The organism is Enterococcus sp. DIV1537a (assembly GCF_051712085.1).
Classification (GTDB): domain Bacteria; phylum Bacillota; class Bacilli; order Lactobacillales; family Enterococcaceae; genus Enterococcus; species Enterococcus faecalis.
In genome coordinates this window covers 1,207,395-1,225,743 of sequence record NZ_JBIOOE010000001.1, presented here as the reverse complement: position 1 = coordinate 1,225,743, position 18,349 = coordinate 1,207,395, and the positions used below count along the sequence as shown (strand labels likewise).

Below are 18,349 nucleotides of genomic sequence, written 5' to 3'. Positions count from 1 at the left end.
GTATTTAAATCCCCCGATTCAATCAACAAAAGAGCTAGACATTCAAGTTTTTGCTTGAATGTCTAGCTCTTTTTACGAAAGCCAAACTTCTTTGACCCCGTCTGTCACGGCGATACCATCTGTCAAAGCTAAACGTTGTGAATAAGAAACGTAGCCATAATAAACATCAACACCGCCGCCATTGTTCCAAGTAACAGTGATTTTAACATTTGGAGTAATCGATTTTGTAGCTGGTTGGGTCGTCGGGCGATAACTAGTCGTATCATAACTTAAAATAGTGCCCGAAACTCCACTTATTTCGGCTTTTCCTGTGTAAATTTCGCCATTCGTATTCGTCTGCGTGACCGCTCCATTCGCTTCAATGATTAAACCCGCTTGCTTTTGATCTCCTCGTGGATAATAAAAAAGATACGTGGTTGCCCATTTAGCAAATTCATCTGGAATTGGTTTAAGTGATCCCGTTGGTGCCGGACTCGACTTCGTTTGCTTTTCAACCGCGACTTCTTCTTGTCTTTTTAAGCCTTCATTATTTTGATTATTTAGTTTCTCAACCGTTTCTTTAACGATCGAATAATGAGGTTTCCCTAAATCGCTAACAGGGATCGTAGCTAATTTTTCTTCTGATTCTTTATATTGCCCCTCTGCCGTTAACTTTTTAGCTTCTGTAATAATGGCATCATACTTGGTTTGGTCTACGGAAGAGGATGTGCTTTGGCCCGTAGCTTCGACTTGTTTTGTGACACTGTTTTTTTCTGTGGTCACGTCTGATGAATTTCCACAAGCACTTACAAACATTGAGCTAACGATTAATAAACATCCCACAATCACATGCTTTTTCATTTTTAAATCCCCCATTTGTCTATCTTTGTTATTTTTTGTTACTTAAATTATCCCATAGATGAACAAAAGAAACCATTATTTATAAAAAAGTTTAGCAAGCGCTTCAAGAGAGGCACTTGCTAAACTTTTTTCTCACTGTTATTGATTGATTACTTTGACTAGTTCTTCAAATAATAATGCACTAGATGCTGCTCCTGGATCAATATGACCAATTGCTCGTTCCCCTAAATAAGAGGCACGTCCTTTTTTCGCCACCCAATCTTTTGTTGCTTCAGCAAATTGTTCAATTTTTTCTTCATTAAATTGTTCCGTTCCAATTACTTCAGCAACAGGTGCCCAGACATCAACCATCGTTTTATCTCCTGGTTCAGCTTTGCCGCGCATCTGAATCCCAGCTAGACCTTGCTGAACAATTTCTTTTAATTGCTCTGGCGAACTGATGGTTTCCAAATCTTTTGTCGCTTTAGTCATATTCATAAACGCAGTACCATATAAAGGACCAGAAGCTCCGCCAACTTTTGAAATCAAAGCCATGGATAGGACTTTAAATGTCTCCGTGATTGTTGTTGGTACTTTTTTGTCAAACGCAATTTTGTATTCAGCCATACCACGAGCCATGTTGTTACCGTGATCCCCATCACCAATCGGCGTGTCTAATTCACTTAAATAGTCTTTTTTTTCTTCAATAACTTTTGAATAATTGTCTAACCATGTTTGAATGTCTTTTACTGTTAATTCCATCTTTTATCACCCTTACCAAGAAATTGTTGTTACATTGCTTTCTAGCGCTGTTTGCCAGTCTTTTGTCGCCAAGTCAATCATCGTTAAAGATAATCCTTGCATGTCAATAGACGTCATATAGTTACCCACTTTATGGAAGGTCACTTGAACACCTTTATCTTCTAATAATGTTAGCACGTCGTTCATAAATACAAATTGTTCCATTAATGGCGTGCCGCCCATGCCATTGACAAGTACCCCCACTGTTTGTGGTTGTTGCTCATAGCTACTTAATGTTTTTTCAACTAATTCTTTCGCTAACTCTTTCGATGGTTGGATTTTTTCACGACGATAGCCTGGTTCTCCGTGAATCCCTACGCCAAATTCAATTTCATCTTCTGGTAAAGTAAAACCTGGTTTGCCAACTTCAGGCACAGTGGCTGCTTTTAAAGCCACTCCAATTGTTTTCGTGGCTGCTACAATCTTTTCTCCTAAAGAAACGAGCTCTTCTAAAGAAGCACCTTGGCGGGCATGATGTCCTAAAATCTTATGGACAAGAACAGTCCCGGCAACGCCTCGTTTTCCAGCGGTATAGGTGCTATCTTCGACTGCAATATCGTCATCGACAACGACCATTTCTACATGAATGTCTTCCATATCAGCCATATCTTTGGCCATTTCAAAGTTCAAAATATCGCCTGTATAATTTTTTACGATTAACAGAACACCGGCCCCTTGGTCTGCCGCTTGGATCCCTGTTAAAATTTGATCTGGTGTTGGTGAAGTAAAGACATCACCTAAAACTGCGGCATTTAACATTCCATCACCAACAAACCCAGCATGTGCAGGCTCATGACCACTTCCACCACCAGATACTAGCCCAACTTGTTTGTTTGAGTTGTTGCGAGCAATCACGCGAGAATCTTCGACTTGATGAACAAGGTTTCCATAGCTTTTCACAATTCCTTGGAGCATTTCTTCGACAATTTTACCAGGTTCATTAATAATTTTTTTCATTTAGTTCCACCCTTTCTTACCAGCATTTTGAGCTTCTGCTAAAATTTGCGTCAAATCATCTGAGACACCTGCAGTAATTGCTGCCGCAAAGGCACCTTCAACCAATGGTGCATCGACTAAATGATAATGTTTCTGTTGGTCTTCTTCTAGCATATCAAAAGCTAATTCTGAACTTAAAACGGCACTGCCTAAATCGGCAAAAATTAAAAATTCTCGGTCAGAGTCCGCTTCGTTAATCGTGTCAATGATTTTCATTGGATCTGAACCTAATGAACCATCTGATGTGCCACCAAGTGAATGAATCGTAATTTCTTCACTGGCATTCATCTGTTCAATCATCTCTTTAATACCATCTGTAATCATTTTGCTATGTGAAACGAGTAAAATATCTGCTTTCATGTGGACACTTCCTTAATCTAATTTATGTCTTGTTTTATATTCTTGTCCGACTTTATCTGCAACAATGATTGCATTCGCTACTTCTTCAACGACAATTGGGAATGGCATTGAATGAATTGATTCTTCTGGAATGCAAGCAATTTTGGCTACTTCCAACGCTTCTTCATAAGTGATTTCATCGACACCAATGTCTGAAAGCGTTAATGGTAAACCTACAGAAGCGCTAAAGTCTAAAACAGCTTCTAATTCGTCTTTTGCTGCATCTTCTAATACAAGTTGTGCAATCGTTGCAAAGGCTACTTTTTCACCATGTAAATAACTGTGCGCACCAGGTAAGACTGTCATACCGTTATGAATCGCATGCGCTGCAGCTAAACCACCACTTTCAAAACCTAAGCCTGAAAGTAAGATATTTGTTTCGATAATCTTATTCAATGATTCAGTAACCACATTTGCATCACAAGCTAATTTCGCTTTTAACCCATCTTCCTGGAGGTTTTCCCAGCAAAGTTTTGCCATGGCCAAAGCTGCATATGTGCCGCTAGCAGCGGGCGTTAAGCCTTCTCTTGAACCCATTGGCAAACTAGCATTAACCCGAGAATATGAATTGTGTGTTGCGCGTGCTTCAAAATATGTGGATAAGGCATCCCCCATTCCAGCAACTAAAAATCTAGTTGGCGCTTTGGCAACCACTTTTGTATCAACCATCACGACGCTTGGACTTTGTTTAAAGTAAGCATAATCATCAAATGAGCCATCTTCATGATATAGTACAGCTGAATGCGAAGTTGGTGCATCTTGAGCCGCAATCGTTGGTACAATAATTAAGTTTTCACCTTCTGCTACGACTTTTGAAGCATCGATTGCTTTACCGCCACCTAAACCAATGATACAGTCTGCTTGTTCTTTTTGTCCAACGTTTTGCAAGCGCTTTGTTTCTTCACGCGTTACTTCTCCACTAAAGCCACCCTCTACGAAGGTAATGTCAAACTTTTTCGCTGTTTCTTCCAATTGTGGACGTACACGATCAACGTCAGCAGGATTTGCAATTAGTAACGCTTTTTTTCCAAAAGTTGAAACGAAGTAACCTAAGTTTAGTAATTCATCTTCCCCTTGAACATATTTCGTTGGTAAAATCAATGCTTTTCTCATGTTGATAGCCTCCTATATTTTGTTTACATACATAGTATAAAACGCTTTCATCCAAAAAGCATTGAACTTTTGGTATCGTTTTCTTGCAAAAAATGATAGAATTATTTTGTGAAATAATAAAATATTATGATTTTTAAACTTTAGATTGAAGGATTGCCTTATGACTGTAGAATTAAAAAATATTTTAGATTTAGAAAAGTGGGAAAAATTGCAAGAATCATTGGCCTTAAGCACTCGTTTAGCCATTATTTTAGTCGATTATAAAGGACGTCCTGTGACGAAACATAGTCAAGTTCAACCCTTTTGCCAACTGGTACGTCACTCCCCTGAGCTCTCGAAACTTTGTGAAAAATGTGATGCTCGTGGTGGCTTGGAAGCTGTTCGCACTGGTCAGCCTTTTATCTACCGTTGTCATTTTAACATCGTTGATATGGCCATCCCCATTATTGTTGATGACCAGTATGTAGGAGCCATTATGGCTGGTGAAGTTTTGCTCGAAGATCACCAAGAAGAGTTAGAACAGGTTTTAACCATGAATGATGCCTTCATTCAAGAATTTTTAGTAACACACCAAGAGCTGTATCAACAATACCCTGTTTTAGAACTAGCAGACTTAGAAAAGAGCGCGACATTAATCGCTGATCTAAGCCAATATATTATTTCTGAAGCCATCAAAAAAGATTATTTAATCAATACGTACAAACAATCCTTACAGATTAGTTCGCGAAAAGAAGAGCTGGAGCCATTGAATATGATCCAAAAAGATATTCAACAAACTTTATTAACTGCTCAATTAACTCCTTCAAGTGCCTATCAAACTAAAAATAAGCAATTACAACCGGTTTTAGATGCCCTTTGGGAAAACAAATCGCTGCGTTTAAATTTACAAGAACTGGCAGACCTTGTTCATTTGACACCGACGTATTTAAGTCGTTTATTAAAAGAGGAGTTTGGTATTCCCTTTAGTCAATTTTATCGACAATTAAAAATCACATGGGCTAAACAGCTTCTTTTGGAGACAGATAAAACGATCGCCCAAATCAGTGAAGATTTAGGGTTTGTTGAAGATAGCTATTTTGTCCGTATCTTTAAACAAGAAACGGGTGAAACACCTCTTAAATACCGTAAAAGAAAGAACAGAGCATAAAAAAACAACGACTCCGAGAAGTCGTTGTTTTTTTACACCTTTTGCACTTGCTGTGGCTAATGCAACAAGTGCAAAAGGCGCATTATATCTGTCGTGCGACAAAGTGATACTATTAAATATGAATTGGTAAACCTAAAGCCAATTCAGCTGTATCCATAGTAATTTCGCCCAATGATGGGTGTGGGTGGATTGTTAAAGCAATGTCTTCTGCATTCATGCCAGATTCAATAGCTAAAGCTAATTCAGAAATCATGTCACTTGCACCGACACCGGCAATTTGTGCACCGATGATGACATTGTCTTCTACAGTTGTAACTAAACGCATGAATCCATCAGTTTTATCTAAAGAGATTGCACGGCCGTTACCAGCAAATGGGAATTTGTAACCTTTTGCTTCGATTCCCGCTTCTTTTGCTTCTGCAACAGTCATACCAACGCTTGCCAATTCTGGATCAGTAAAGGCAACAGCTGGCATTGCTTTGTAATCAACTGCAACTTTCTTACCAGAAATTGCTTCAGCAGCAATTTTTGCTTCGTAGCTTGCTTTATGCGCTAACGCAGCACCTGGTACGATGTCGCCGATTGCGAAGATGTTTTTCACGTTAGTACGTCCTTGGTTGTCAACTGGGATTAAACCACGTTCGCCAATTTCAACGCCCGCTTGTTCTAAGCCTAAGTCGTCTGTGTTTGGACGACGTCCAACAGTGACCATTACGTAATCTGCTTCAACACTTTCTTCTTTTCCGTTAACTTCATATTTAACAGTGACGCTATCGCCATTGTCAACAGCTTCTTTAGCCATTGCAGAAGTCACGATTGTTACGTTTTTCTTCTTGAAGTCGTCTGTGACAACTTTAACCATATCTTTTTCATAAGTTGGTAAAATTGATGGGCTACCTTCTAAAATTGTTACTTCTGAACCTAAGTTAGCATAAGCGCCACCTAATTCAGCACCGATGACACCGCCACCGATAATAACGAATTTTTTAGGAACTTCTTTTAAGTTTAAACCGCCTGTAGAATCTAACACGCGTCCGCCAAATTTGAATCCTGGGATTTCAATTGGACGAGAACCTGTTGCTACAATAGCATTATTGAATGAGTAAGTTTGTGCTGAGTCTGGGTGAATAACACGCAATGTATTTTCGTCAACGAAGAATGCTTCGCCTTCAATAATTTCCACTTTGTGTTTTTTCAATAACATGCCAACGCCGCCTGTTAATGATTTTACAACTGTGTTATCTTTCCAGTCTTGTGTTTTTGCAAAGTCTAATTCGACTCCTTTAGCTGTTACACCAAAAGTTGAAGAATCTTGTGCTTCTTGGTAATGATGTCCAGCAGCAATTAAAGCTTTTGAAGGAATACATCCAACGTTTAAACAAACGCCTCCGATGTATTCACGTTCGATAATCGCAACTTTTTGACCCATTTCTGCGGCACGAATTGCAGCAACGTATCCTCCAGGTCCAGCTCCGATTACGACTGTATCTAGTTCAATGGCGAAATCTCCTACTACCATTTGTTAATCATCCTTCCATTAATAGTAATTCTGGATCAGCTAATAAGCGTTTAATGTTGTTCATTGCTTTTTGAGCAGTTGCGCCGTCAACGATACGATGGTCAAAGCTTAATGATAATTTCATCATGCGTCCCACAACGATTTCGCCGTCTGCATTAACAACTGGTTCTTGTGCAATTGTACCAACGCCTAAAATAGCAACTTCAGGGTAGTTGATTACTGGTGTAAACCAGCCGCCACCGACTGAACCAATGTTACTAATTGTGATTGTACCATCACGCATATCTTGTGCAGTTAATTTGCCTTCGATAGCCAATGCTGCTTTTTCGTTGATTTCATCAGCGATAGCAAACATGCTCTTCGTATTAGCATTTTTAACATTTGGTACATATAAGCCATGATCTGTATCAGTAGCGATACCAATGTTAAAGTAATTTTTGTAAACAATTTCTTGTGCTGCGTCATCGATTGATGCATTCAAGATTGGGAATTTTTGAACAGTTGAAGTCAATGCTTTTACAACGTATGGTAAGAATGTTAATTTTGTACCATTTGCAGCAGCAACATCTTTAAATTTCTTACGGTGATCCCATAATTTAGAAACTTCTACTTCATCATGTAATGTTACGTGAGGAGCAGTGTGTTTGCTGTTAACCATTGCTTTAGCAATTGCTTTACGTGTTGGTGTCATTTTTTCACGTGTTTCCATTTCGCCTAAATCAGAAGTAAAGGCTTTTGGCGCTGCTTTAGGTGCAGCGGCTTCCGCTTTAGGTGCTGCTTCTGTTGCGGCAGCTTCAGTAGCTGGTGCTGCTTGAGAGCCACCAGAAACAAAGGCATCAATATCCGCTTTAATGACACGGCCACCTTTACCAGTTGCAGTTACTTGTGTAATATCAACGTCTTTTTCACGAGCATACTGACGAACAGATGGCATTGCTAAAACGCGTTTGTTTGGATCAGCGGCTGCAACTACGCCTGTTGAAGCGGCTGGAGCTGATGCTTCCGCTTTAGGAGCGTCAGTAGCTGGTGCTGCGGCTGCCGGTGCTGCTGAATTATGACCAGGTGCGTCAATTTCAACTAACACGTCACCCACATTGGCAACTGTTCCTTCTGGTACAACGATATTTTTTACAGTACCTGTTACTGGTGATGGAATTTCTTCTACTGATTTGTCATTTTGTACTTCTAATAATGAATCATCTTCATTAATTGTATCGCCAGCTTTAACGAACCATTTAACGATTTCGCCTTCGGCAATTCCTTCACCGATGTCTGGTAATTTGAATTGGAAAAATCCGCCAGCTGCTTCGGTTGTTGGTACAGCAGCAGGTTGTGCTGGTGTTTGTTCTTGTGCAGGAGCTGCTGGTGCTGCATCGTTATCTTCGTGACCAGGTGCGTCGATTTCGATTAACACGTCACCAACGTTTGCAACTGTTCCTTCTGGTACAACGATATTTTTTACAGTACCTGTTACTGGTGATGGAATTTCTTCCACTGATTTGTCATTTTGTACTTCTAATAACGTATCGTCTTCGTTGATTGTATCGCCAGGTTTTACAAACCATTTAACGATTTCGCCTTCGGCAATCCCTTCACCGATATCCGGTAATTTAAACTGATAAGCCATTTTTTAAGTCTTCCCTTCTTCGTTGGATCTGTCTATTTTCTTAGGAGCAAAACGCGGGGAAACGACTATAGTAGCTGAACATTTCATGCCTATAGCCGTATTCCACCTGTTTAATTCTTCGTTTATCTACTTCGAATAACTATTAAAATTCGACGATTTCTCTAGCTTTTGCTTCGATATCTTTCGCATTTGGTAACCAGATATTTTCTGCTTGTCCGAATGGGAAGATTGTATCTGGAGCAGATACACGTCCGATTGGTGCTTCTAATGATAATACGGCACGTTCAGAGATTTCAGAAACAACCATAGCGCCAACGCCAGCTTGTTTTTGTGCTTCTTGAACGACAACCACACGGCCAGTTTTTTCAACAGAGTTAATAATTGTTTCCACATCTAAAGGAGCCACTGTACGTAAGTCAATGATTTCTGCTGAAATATTGTCTTTCGCTAAGCTATCAGCTGCTTTAATCGCTTCACGAACCATAGCGCCGTAAGTGATGATTGATACATCTGTTCCTTCACGAGTTACAGCCGCTTTATCTAAAGGCACTTCATAAGCTTCGTCTGGCACTTCCTCACGGAATGAACGGTATAATTTCATGTGCTCTAAGTAGACAACTGGATCGTTGCTACGAATAGATGAAATTAATAGTCCTTTTGCATCGTAAGGGTTTGATGGAATAACAACACGAACACCTGGTGATTGTGCGATTAATCCTTCTAAGTTATCTGAGTGAAGTTCTGGTGTATGAACACCACCACCAAATGGGGCACGAACAGTAATTGGCATATTACGAGTTCCACCCATACGGTAACGCGTACGAGCCATTTGACCAACGATTTCGTCAAATACTTCAAAAACGAAACCAAAGAATTGGATTTCAGGAACTGGACGGTAACCTTGCAAGGCAAGACCGAAAGCCAATCCACCGATACCAGATTCAGCTAAAGGTGTATCGAAGACGCGGTCTTCACCAAATTTTTCTTGTAAACCTTCAGTTGCACGGAAAACCCCACCGTTGTTACCAACGTCTTCACCGAAGATTAAGACATTTTCGTCTTTCTCTAATTCAAGAGCTAAGGCATCTGTAATTGCTTGGATCATAGTTTTTTGTGCCATTTTTATTTCGACTCCTTCGCTTCATAAAATGCAATTTGTTCTTTAATTGTTTGAGGTTGAACTTCAAACATATTTTTCAAGAAATCAGAAACTTTTTGTTTTGGCGCTTTATCCGCTTCTGCAATCGCTACTTTGATTTCTTCTTTTGTTTTTTCAATAATTTCTTCTTCTTTTGCTTCAGACCATAAGCCTTTATCTGTTAGATATTTACGGAAACGAGTCAATGGATCTTTTTGTACCCATTCGTCATCCATTTCTTTTGAACGGTAACGTGTTGGATCGTCTCCAGATAAAGTATGTGGACCATAACGATAGGTTAATGTTTCAATTAAAACTGGACCGTTTCCTGCAGCTGACCAATCGCGTGCTTCTTTTGCAATTGCGTAAACTGCTAATGGATCCATACCATCAACTTGAATACCAGGAATTCCTGCTGCAACAGCTTTTTGAGCTAAAGTTTTAGCCGCTGTTTGTTTTTCACGAGGTGTAGAAATCGCAAAACCATTGTTTTGGATAATGAAGACACCGTTTGCTTGGTAAGCACCAGCAAAGTTAATTGCTTCATAGAAGTCCCCTTGTGAAGAACCGCCGTCACCAGTATAAGTGAAGACAACATTTTCTTTTCCACGTTTTTTCAATCCTAAAGCAACACCAGCTGCTTGGATGTATTGAGCACCAATGATAATTTGTGGTGGTAATGCATTTAAATCTTCCGCGTAGTAGTTCCCTGCTACGTGACCACGAGACCATAAGAAAGCTTCTCTTAATGGTAAACCATGTTGTACTAATTGAGGTACATCACGGTAACCTGGTAGTAAGTAGTCTTCTTTTTCCATTGCAAATTGGCTTGCCAATTGGCTTGCTTCTTGTCCAGCTGTTGGTGCGAAGAATCCTAAGCGTCCTTGACGGTTTAATGCAGTAGAACGTTGGTCTAACACACGAGACCAAACCATGCGTGTCATTAATTCAACTAATTCCTCATCCGATAAATCAGGTACTAAATCTTCATTCACAATTTTTCCATCTTGATCCAAGATTTGGAAAGTTGGGAAATCAGCGTCGACTTTAGCCATTAGCTCTTTAAAGTCAATAGGTTTTTGTTTCTTAGCCTTTGCCATTTTGTCACACAATCCTCTCTATTACGTTTCTTTAATTTCGATAAAAGTAAAACAGAGTGCGAAACTGTATTACTTTTTATCGACTACACTTAACAAATTATCACTAAATTCGAAAAAGCGCAAGAAAAAAACTCTAATTTCTTCATTTTTTCACAAAAGAGCAAAACCGCATGTTTTTGCGGTTTAGTGATAATTTTCACAAACAAGAAAACGGTTTCCGTTCTACGCTTCTTCTGTACTATTTTTCTCCCAACTGTTATATTCTATTTTAAAAATATTATATAACAGTTCTATTAATTCGAGTCCCCTCATCCCCGAGCTGGCTAGTAATCTGATTTCCGAACTTTGCGTTTTCATGAAAATTATCTTGAAAAAACCAAAAAATAAAAACCGTCAGCCGAGTAACCTACTCAGCATGCGGTTTTTTATTTTTTAGAGAACAAAGTTTTTTTCGTTAATTTTTATTTTTTTTGGCTCGTTTTTTTGCCAAATACTTTACCTTAGGTTTTATCACGAACATTCATTGCTTAAAATCACCAAATTTTCGCAAAATGAGTAATACAGCTTAGCAAATTCTTTCCTCTTTCAGTAGATTTTACTAAATCCATTCCTTGGTAATTTTAATATATAAACGTTTAGCTACTTCAACAGTTAACATGTACGCAATGATGATTCCAAAGAACCATGGCCAGTAGTTAGCCGGAAGTTTCACAAAGTCGAAAACCTCTCTTATGGGCGTTGCTACAATCAAGAAACCGAGTAAGATTGCACCTAAACTACTTAGCATCACAGGCATTGACGCACGACTTTGAATAAATGGTATTTTCCGCGTCCGGACCATATGAACAACTAACGTTTGACTCACAAGTCCCACCATAAACCAACCTGTTTGGAATAAATGTTGAGTGGCCAAACTATTGGCGCTAAACACAAACCACATGACAAGATACGTTAGAATATCGAAAATACTACTTACCGGGCCAATACATACTGTAAATTTCGCTAGTCCGTTCGTTTCCCACCGAACAGGGCTTAATAACTCTTCTTCATCGACATTATCCCAAGGAATTGTCAACTGAGCCACATCATAAATCAAATTTTGAATCAAGAGTTGTAAGGAAAGCATTGGTAGAAATGGTAAAAAGGCACTGGCTACTAAAATTGAAAAGACATTCCCAAAATTAGAACTGATGGTAATTTTAATATATTTCATCATATTGCTAAATACTTTTCGTCCTTCAATCACACCAGATTCCAGTACATTTAAGCTTTTTTCCAGTAAAATAATCGAGCTAGCATCTTTAGTAATATCAGCTGCAGTATCTACTGAAATACCCACATCAGCTTTTCGCAATGCTGGTGCATCGTTAATGCCATCCCCCATAAAACCAACCGTATGACCTTTCGCTTGCAGCAATTCAATGATTTTAGATTTTTGCATCGGATTTAATTTGGCAAATAAATTAGTTTCTTCTACTTGCGCCCGCAACTCTTCATCTGTCATTGCTTCAATTTGAGAACCTAATAACACATGGGAAACTTCAATACCTACATCTTTACAGACTTTTTTGGCGACAATGTCATTATCGCCCGTTAGCACTTTCACGTTGACACCATGTTCATGTAAGGAGCGGATAGCGCTGACGGCTGACTCTTTTGCTGGATCAAGAAAACCCATAAACCCAATCAATGTCATCTCTTTTTCATCTTCAACTGAATAAACTGCTTCTTTATGGACATCTTTTTTTACAGCTACCGCTAACACACGCATCCCTTGTTTGTTCATTTGAACATTCACTCGGCGTAGTTCTTCTCGTACAGCACTGCTTAATGGTACAATTTCGCCATTAATTTGCGCATGCGTGCACACTTCTTCCATTTCTTCCACGGCGCCTTTCGTAATCATCAATTGATGATCATCTGCATTCACGACAACCGTTAAGCGGCGTCTGGAAAAATCAAAAGGAATTTCATCAATTTTAGTGACATTTTTAAACGGCGTTTTCCATTGATGCTCTTCATAAAAATTAATAACGGCAATATCCATTAAATTTTTCCAACCTGTTTGATAAGAAGAATTTAAGTAGGCTAAATTTAGAACCTCGTCACTCAAATCACCTAATGGATTCAAATGTTGAACCAAAACTACACGATCTTCGGTAATCGTTCCAGTCTTATCTGTACAGAGCACATCCATACCACCCAAATTTTGGATAGCCGCTAATTCTTTAACAATGACTTTATGTTTCGATAAGGATAATGCACCCTTGGCTAAGTTACTCGTAACAATCATTGGCAACATTTCTGGTGTCAAACCAACTGCAACGGCAATCGCGAAGAAAAACGCTTCGCCCCAAGCACCTTTAGTTAAACCATTAATCAAGAAAACGATTGGAAACAAAATCATTACCATTCGTAATAAAAACTTACTGACTTTTGCTAAGCCTAAGTCAAAACTAGTTTTTCCTCGTTGTGTTGTAGCATTTTTAGCAATATCACCAAAAAATGTATGTTGCCCAGTTTTCAAAATAATCGCTTTTCCTTGTCCACTCAAGACATCTGTGCCCATAAACACTAGGTCTTGCATATCTAATGCAGAAACCTCTGTTTGTTGACGATCTACACCTGCATCCACAAATTTTTCGACGGGCATGGATTCGCCTGTTAGCGACGATTGATTAACGAATAAATCTTTGGTCCAAATCAACACGGCATCTGCAGGAATCATGTCTCCTGTAGCTAAAGTTACAATGTCTCCTGGAACAATTTCGTCCATTGGAATTTCTTTCGTAATCCCTTCCCGTGTCACTGCAGCGGTATTTTCAATTAATTCTTTTAAATCCAAACTCGCTTTTTGAGAACGATATTCTTGTATAAAAGCAATCAAGACACTGGCTAAAATCATCACGCCCATCACGATAGCGGCTTCGAAATCTTTCGTTAAAGTTGAAACGACCATCAATAAGGCTAAGACATAGACAAATGGATCTTTGAATGCACTTAAAAATAAAATAATTGCTGGGGTTGGCTTTTGTGCAGAAACTTCGTTTGGTCCAAATTCCTCTAATCTTTTTTCGGCATCTTCATTCGAGAGTCCTTTTTCAGATGTCCGTAATTCCATCATTAATTCCCGTTCAGAAAGCAACGCCAATTTACGTAATTCTTGATCTTTGGTTGCTTTTCTCATATCCATTGTTTTTTTGTTCATCATTTTCTTTTCCTCCAAGGTTGTGGTCACCTGCCGAAAAGAGCGCTAAAATCTTCTCCTTTCGTTGGTGACTGTATTTTGTTTCTCTGTTCACTTCCAGGGTCTTCCATGACAGTCATCCTTTCTTTTTCTTATTTATACTTCCAGTGAATAATTGTTTTTTTGCCAAACACACAAAAAAGGACCTACTCAACAATAGAGTACGTCCCAAAATACCATCTTTAAATAAGATTCTCTATCGTTGAGCTTTAGCACTATAGGGCGTAGATAACATGTATCAGCTACATTATGAATAACCTTCACGATTATTCCTGTTCAACCAACTAAGGGTCTCTCGATCCTTTCGCGGCAGCAGCATTTGTCCAAATAGGAGCCTCACCTAACAATTATTCAGTTTTTATCCACTTCTTATAATAGAGGAGTTTGACATTCTTGTCAAAAGATTTATGACTTTTTTGTTATAAATAAAAAATGACTACTTTAAAATTTCCTTTATTTCTGCTTTTCGCTCAGGAATAAACCACATGACTAAAACAATCGTATCAATAATCAGGACAGCGATTGGCGCTACCATTTTACCCACAATCAACGCAATAATATTCAACACAATCGAAAGCGTTAATTTTGGATAGTGGCCAAACAAACGTTGTACTTCGGATTTGGGCCCATTTGCCTGAATCAATGCCCGCACCACTAGATAATAAGCAACATCAGCTCCTAATACTACTAAGCCATACAAAGCTTGTGGCGGCCAAGAAAATGGATGTTCACCTACCCAACCAGTAACAAACGGGAAAAACGTCAACGTCAAAATTAATAAATTATTCATCCAAAGGACACGTCCATCAATTTTACGGACACTTTGAAATAAATGATGATGATTGTTCCAGTAAATTAATAAAGTAACAAAACTAATTAAATAAATAATGATTTTGTGTCCAGATTGGGTCAGAGCAGACCAATCTGCTTTTTCAGGAATTTTTAATTCTAAAATTAATAACGTTAAAATAATCGCAATGACTGCATCTGTAAATGCTTCTACACGTGTTTTCGGCATCATTTCCCCCTACTTTCATAAAATTAAATAACTTACCCAAAGTAAGTATAACGCATTTCTGTAAAAATTCAATTATTTATGAAGTCTATCGGTTGTTGAAGTACCTAAAAACGAGTGCAAGAGTCCCACTTAAAAGTAAGCCTCTTACACTCGTTATAGAACAAATCAGTTATTGGAAGACCCCTGCCTGATAAGGTGCTAACTGCATTCGTTTCTCCACTGTAAAATCTTGATTCCCTAACAATTGTTGCCACTTTCTGCCCAGTAATTTATTCGGCAAGTCAAATTGGCACTTTTCTCCACTTAAATTGACAATCACTAACGCTGTTGCCTCAGTTGTTTTTCTTAAAAAAGCAAAAACAGACGGATGATTGGGCGCTAATAGTTCAAACTGTCCATCTGTAAAGACCGGATTGTCTTTCCGCAACGCAATTAACTTTTTATAATAATTCAACACGGATTGCGCATCCGTTTCTTGGTCAGCCACATTTATTTCTTTGAAATTAGGATGAATTGCTAACCACGGATGCCCCGAGGTGAATGAACTTGCCTCTTGACTCGTCCACTGCATAGGCGTACGCGAATGGTCCCGCGTCCAATGCGCCACTTCTTTTAATGCTTGTTTCGCATCATAGCCACTTTCTATAAGCAAACGATAATGGTTATGAGAATCTTTAGCATCTAACTCGTCAATCTGTTGAAACGGATAATTAACCATTCCGATTTCCTGTCCTTGATAAATAAACGGCGTCCCTCGCAAGAGCAAGGCGATTGTTCCAATCGCCTTAGCAGAATGAGAGGTTTCATTGCCTAAAATTGAATTGATTCTGGGATTATCATGATTTTCTACATATAATGCATTCCAGCCTTCTGTCCCTAAATGCTTTTGCCAGCGAGCCATTACTTTTTTATAGCCTAAAATATTTAACCGTTCTTCTCCTGGCTTTCCTTCTCGAACATTGTGCTCTAATTCAAAAATCATATTCAGATAGCCCGCATCATTGGTCCATTCCACCGCTTTTTTACTTGAAACGCCACTAGCTTCCCCCACTGTCATGATGTCATACTCAGCAAAAATAGCTTTCAAATCCAGCATATAGTCTTCAATGCCTTTTACATTCATAAAGGGAGCCCATGGATTCGTGGTAATCTTAAAATTCCAAGGTTCTTTTTGGATATGACTAATCGCATCCAATCGGAAACCATCAATTCCCAAATCTAACCACCAGCGAATCATCGCATAAATCTCTTCACGAACTTTAGGATTTTTCCAGTTCAAATCAGGTTGCTCTTTTGCAAACACATGAAAATATGCTTGCTTTGTACCCGCGTCATACGTCCAAGTCGAGCCACCAAAAAAGCTTTGCCATTCATTCGGCATACGATCTGGTGTCGCATCGGCCCATAAATAATACTCACGATACGGATTATCTAAACCTTTTTTTGCTTCAACAAACCACGGATGTTGATCACTGGTATGATTGACTACCAGATCAAGAATAATCTTCAAACCTAATTGATGCGCTTGATCCAAAAGTTCTTGAAAATCTTCCATCGTACCAAATTCTGGCTGAATCCCTTGATAATCCGCAATATCATAACCATTGTCAACGTTTGGCGAAGTGTAAATCGGATTTAACCATAAAAAATCGACCCCTAGTTCTTTTAAATACGGTAATTTCTCAATAATTCCCCGCAAATCACCAATGCCATCCCCATTGCTATCTTTAAAACTCCGAGGATAAATTTGATAACTGACAGCATTTTTCCACCATTGGTCCATCTTATTGACTCACTTTCACAACAAATGCTTGCCAAGGCGCTAACGAATAGTCTGCTAAAGCAGTGACATTTGTCGACATATTTTCAATCATTACTTGTTCTACAGAAACGTCTGCAGAAAATGGCTGAACTTTGTCAGAAAAGTTCGTTACAACAAGCCAGCGTTCCTCACCATAGGTACGATAAAAACTGATCACTTCGTCCACTGTTTCCAGCAATTCAAAGTTGCCCCAAACAATTAAAGGATGTTCTTTTCTCAAACGAATCATTTCTTGGTACGTATAGAATAGTGAATTTTTATCTGCCAAAGCAGCAGCGACGTTAATCGTTTGATAATTGGAATTAACATCAATCCAAGGTGTACCAGTCGTAAAGCCCGCATTTTTTTCAGCGGTCCACTGCATAGGCCGGCGTGCATTATCACGACCTTTAGTATTAATTTTCAGCAAAATTTCTTCTTTAGAATATCCTTTTTCCAAATACTCATGGTACATGTTAATCGTTTCGATGTCCCGAGCTTCACGAATATCTGTAATCGGCGTATTGGTCATACCAATTTCTTCCCCTTGATAAATATAAGGTGTGCCTTTCATCATGTGCAGTAAAATAGCGAATAACTTACTACTTTCCAACCAATATTCCTGATCATTTCCCCAACGTGAAATCATTCTCGGTAAATCATGGTTATTCCAAAATAAAGAATTCCAGCCATCATTTCCTAATTCTGTTTGCCATTTTGCAAAAACCTGTTTCAACTTGGCAACTTCCATTGGTTGGAGGTCCCATTTTTCTTTACCTGGTTGTTGATCCAAGCTCATATGTTCAAACTGAAAAATCATGGATAATTCATGACGCTCTGGACTAGAGTACATTTTTGCAATTTCAGGTGTGGCCCCCCATGTTTCACCTACAGTTAACAGCTCTTTGTCACCAAATGTCGCGGCGTTCATTTCTTGTAAATAACGATGTAAATGAGGCCCATTCGCAGTGATCTCTTCTCCTGGAATTTTACCCACTAAGTCAATCACATCTAAACGGAAACCGCCAATTCCTTTATCAATCCAAAAATTCATCATCTCGTAAACCGACTGACGCATTTGTTGGTTTTTCCAATTTAAATCTGGTTGTTTTTTACTAAACAAATGCAAATAGTATTGCCCACTCGCTTCATCAAACGTCCACGCCGAACCCGAAAAGGCAGATTTCAATCGGTTAGGCACACCGCCATCTGAAGCAGGATCAGCCCATACATAATAGTCTCGGTAGGGGTTCTCCTTGCTTTTTTTCGCTTCAATAAACCAACGATGTTCATCTGACGTATGGTTAACAACTAAATCCATAATAATTTCAATCTTTCGCTTTTTCGCTTCCTCAATTAGACGATCCATATCCGCCATCGTCCCAAACTCTGTCATAATCGCTTCATAATCAGAAATGTCATAACCATTGTCATCATTGGGTGATTGATAAACTGGTGATAACCAAATAGCCCCAATGCCTAACGTTTCCAAATAATCCAGTTTTTCAATAATTCCTGGTAAATCTCCAATGCCATCTCCATTGCTATCCTTAAAACTGCGAGGATAAATCTGATAAACCACGACTTCTTGCCACCAATGTTTTTCCATTCTTCTTCACATTCC

Annotated in this window: 14 protein-coding genes and 1 riboswitch; of the genes, 1 reads left to right on the top strand and 13 read right to left on the bottom strand. The window is 38.9% G+C overall.

Going from position 1 to position 18,349, the window contains the following annotated elements:
- Positions 1-72: 72 nt before the first annotated feature.
- From IGJ41_RS06155 to IGJ41_RS06135, 5 genes are all read right to left on the bottom strand, one after another.
- Positions 73-855: a hypothetical protein gene (locus IGJ41_RS06155; protein ID WP_173963542.1), complete on the bottom strand. Its 783-nt coding sequence runs from the start codon at positions 853-855 to the stop codon at positions 73-75.
- 123 nt (positions 856-978) lie between these two features.
- Positions 979-1,581 (bottom strand): dihydroxyacetone kinase subunit DhaL, encoded by a 603-nt coding sequence (gene dhaL / locus IGJ41_RS06150; protein ID WP_002360441.1) that lies wholly within the window; start codon positions 1,579-1,581, stop codon positions 979-981.
- 12 nt (positions 1,582-1,593) lie between these two features.
- Positions 1,594-2,577 (bottom strand): dihydroxyacetone kinase subunit DhaK, encoded by a 984-nt coding sequence (gene dhaK / locus IGJ41_RS06145; protein ID WP_153854396.1) that lies wholly within the window; start codon positions 2,575-2,577, stop codon positions 1,594-1,596.
- Positions 2,578-2,976, bottom strand: a complete 399-nt coding sequence (gene dhaM / locus IGJ41_RS06140; protein ID WP_002357762.1) for a dihydroxyacetone kinase phosphoryl donor subunit DhaM — start codon at positions 2,974-2,976, stop codon at positions 2,578-2,580. It abuts the gene before it with no gap.
- 12 nt (positions 2,977-2,988) lie between these two features.
- Positions 2,989-4,128, bottom strand: a complete 1,140-nt coding sequence (locus tag IGJ41_RS06135) for a glycerol dehydrogenase (RefSeq protein WP_002363858.1) — start codon at positions 4,126-4,128, stop codon at positions 2,989-2,991.
- 160 nt (positions 4,129-4,288) lie between these two features.
- Here IGJ41_RS06135 and IGJ41_RS06130 point away from each other — a divergent pair, with 160 nt between their 5' ends.
- Entirely contained in the window at positions 4,289-5,275 is a 987-nt protein-coding gene (locus tag IGJ41_RS06130) for a PocR ligand-binding domain-containing protein (protein ID WP_002382271.1), read from the top strand.
- 112 nt (positions 5,276-5,387) lie between these two features.
- Here IGJ41_RS06130 and lpdA read toward each other — a convergent pair whose 3' ends face one another.
- The 8 genes from lpdA to IGJ41_RS06090 form a co-directional block, all read right to left on the bottom strand.
- Positions 5,388-6,794, bottom strand: coding sequence for a dihydrolipoyl dehydrogenase (lpdA, locus tag IGJ41_RS06125; RefSeq protein WP_173963544.1), 1,407 nt, complete (start codon positions 6,792-6,794; stop codon positions 5,388-5,390).
- Positions 6,795-6,801: 7 nt separating this feature from the next.
- Positions 6,802-8,421: a dihydrolipoyllysine-residue acetyltransferase gene (locus tag IGJ41_RS06120; protein WP_002357766.1), complete on the bottom strand. Its 1,620-nt coding sequence runs from the start codon at positions 8,419-8,421 to the stop codon at positions 6,802-6,804.
- 142 nt (positions 8,422-8,563) lie between these two features.
- Positions 8,564-9,541, bottom strand: a complete 978-nt coding sequence (locus IGJ41_RS06115; RefSeq protein ID WP_002357767.1) for an alpha-ketoacid dehydrogenase subunit beta — start codon at positions 9,539-9,541, stop codon at positions 8,564-8,566.
- A 2-nt stretch (positions 9,542-9,543) separates the two neighbouring features.
- Positions 9,544-10,659 carry a pyruvate dehydrogenase (acetyl-transferring) E1 component subunit alpha gene (gene pdhA / locus IGJ41_RS06110; protein WP_002357768.1) on the bottom strand — a complete coding sequence of 372 codons (1,116 nt, stop codon included), beginning with the start codon at positions 10,657-10,659 and terminating at the stop codon, positions 9,544-9,546.
- A 598-nt stretch (positions 10,660-11,257) separates the two neighbouring features.
- Positions 11,258-13,870: a magnesium-translocating P-type ATPase gene (gene mgtA / locus IGJ41_RS06105; RefSeq protein ID WP_002413922.1), complete on the bottom strand. Its 2,613-nt coding sequence runs from the start codon at positions 13,868-13,870 to the stop codon at positions 11,258-11,260.
- A gap of 223 nt (positions 13,871-14,093) precedes the next feature.
- Positions 14,094-14,261: riboswitch (M-box (ykoK) riboswitch) on the bottom strand.
- Positions 14,262-14,342: 81 nt separating this feature from the next.
- Positions 14,343-14,924 (bottom strand): TMEM175 family protein, encoded by a 582-nt coding sequence (locus IGJ41_RS06100; RefSeq protein ID WP_010820795.1) that lies wholly within the window; start codon positions 14,922-14,924, stop codon positions 14,343-14,345.
- A 169-nt stretch (positions 14,925-15,093) separates the two neighbouring features.
- On the bottom strand, positions 15,094-16,707 hold the full coding sequence (locus IGJ41_RS06095; protein ID WP_438714075.1) for a glycoside hydrolase family 13 protein: 1,614 nt from the start codon (positions 16,705-16,707) through the stop codon (positions 15,094-15,096).
- Position 16,708: 1 nt separating this feature from the next.
- Positions 16,709-18,334: a glycoside hydrolase family 13 protein gene (locus IGJ41_RS06090; RefSeq protein WP_438714073.1), complete on the bottom strand. Its 1,626-nt coding sequence runs from the start codon at positions 18,332-18,334 to the stop codon at positions 16,709-16,711.
- Positions 18,335-18,349: the final 15 nt, after the last annotated feature.

Coding starts and splice junctions, on each gene's coding strand:
- IGJ41_RS06155 (WP_173963542.1), bottom strand. CDS start 855: ATGGGGGATTTAAAAATGAAAAAGCATGTGATTGTGGGATGTTTATTA.
- dhaL (WP_002360441.1), bottom strand. CDS start 1,581: ATGGAATTAACAGTAAAAGACATTCAAACATGGTTAGACAATTATTCA.
- dhaK (WP_153854396.1), bottom strand. CDS start 2,577: ATGAAAAAAATTATTAATGAACCTGGTAAAATTGTCGAAGAAATGCTC.
- dhaM (WP_002357762.1), bottom strand. CDS start 2,976: ATGAAAGCAGATATTTTACTCGTTTCACATAGCAAAATGATTACAGAT.
- IGJ41_RS06135 (WP_002363858.1), bottom strand. CDS start 4,128: ATGAGAAAAGCATTGATTTTACCAACGAAATATGTTCAAGGGGAAGAT.
- IGJ41_RS06130 (WP_002382271.1), top strand. CDS start 4,289: ATGACTGTAGAATTAAAAAATATTTTAGATTTAGAAAAGTGGGAAAAA.
- lpdA (WP_173963544.1), bottom strand. CDS start 6,794: ATGGTAGTAGGAGATTTCGCCATTGAACTAGATACAGTCGTAATCGGA.
- IGJ41_RS06120 (WP_002357766.1), bottom strand. CDS start 8,421: ATGGCTTATCAGTTTAAATTACCGGATATCGGTGAAGGGATTGCCGAA.
- IGJ41_RS06115 (WP_002357767.1), bottom strand. CDS start 9,541: ATGGCACAAAAAACTATGATCCAAGCAATTACAGATGCCTTAGCTCTT.
- pdhA (WP_002357768.1), bottom strand. CDS start 10,659: ATGGCAAAGGCTAAGAAACAAAAACCTATTGACTTTAAAGAGCTAATG.
- mgtA (WP_002413922.1), bottom strand. CDS start 13,870: ATGATGAACAAAAAAACAATGGATATGAGAAAAGCAACCAAAGATCAA.
- IGJ41_RS06100 (WP_010820795.1), bottom strand. CDS start 14,924: ATGCCGAAAACACGTGTAGAAGCATTTACAGATGCAGTCATTGCGATT.
- IGJ41_RS06095 (WP_438714075.1), bottom strand. CDS start 16,707: ATGGACCAATGGTGGAAAAATGCTGTCAGTTATCAAATTTATCCTCGG.
- IGJ41_RS06090 (WP_438714073.1), bottom strand. CDS start 18,334: ATGGAAAAACATTGGTGGCAAGAAGTCGTGGTTTATCAGATTTATCCT.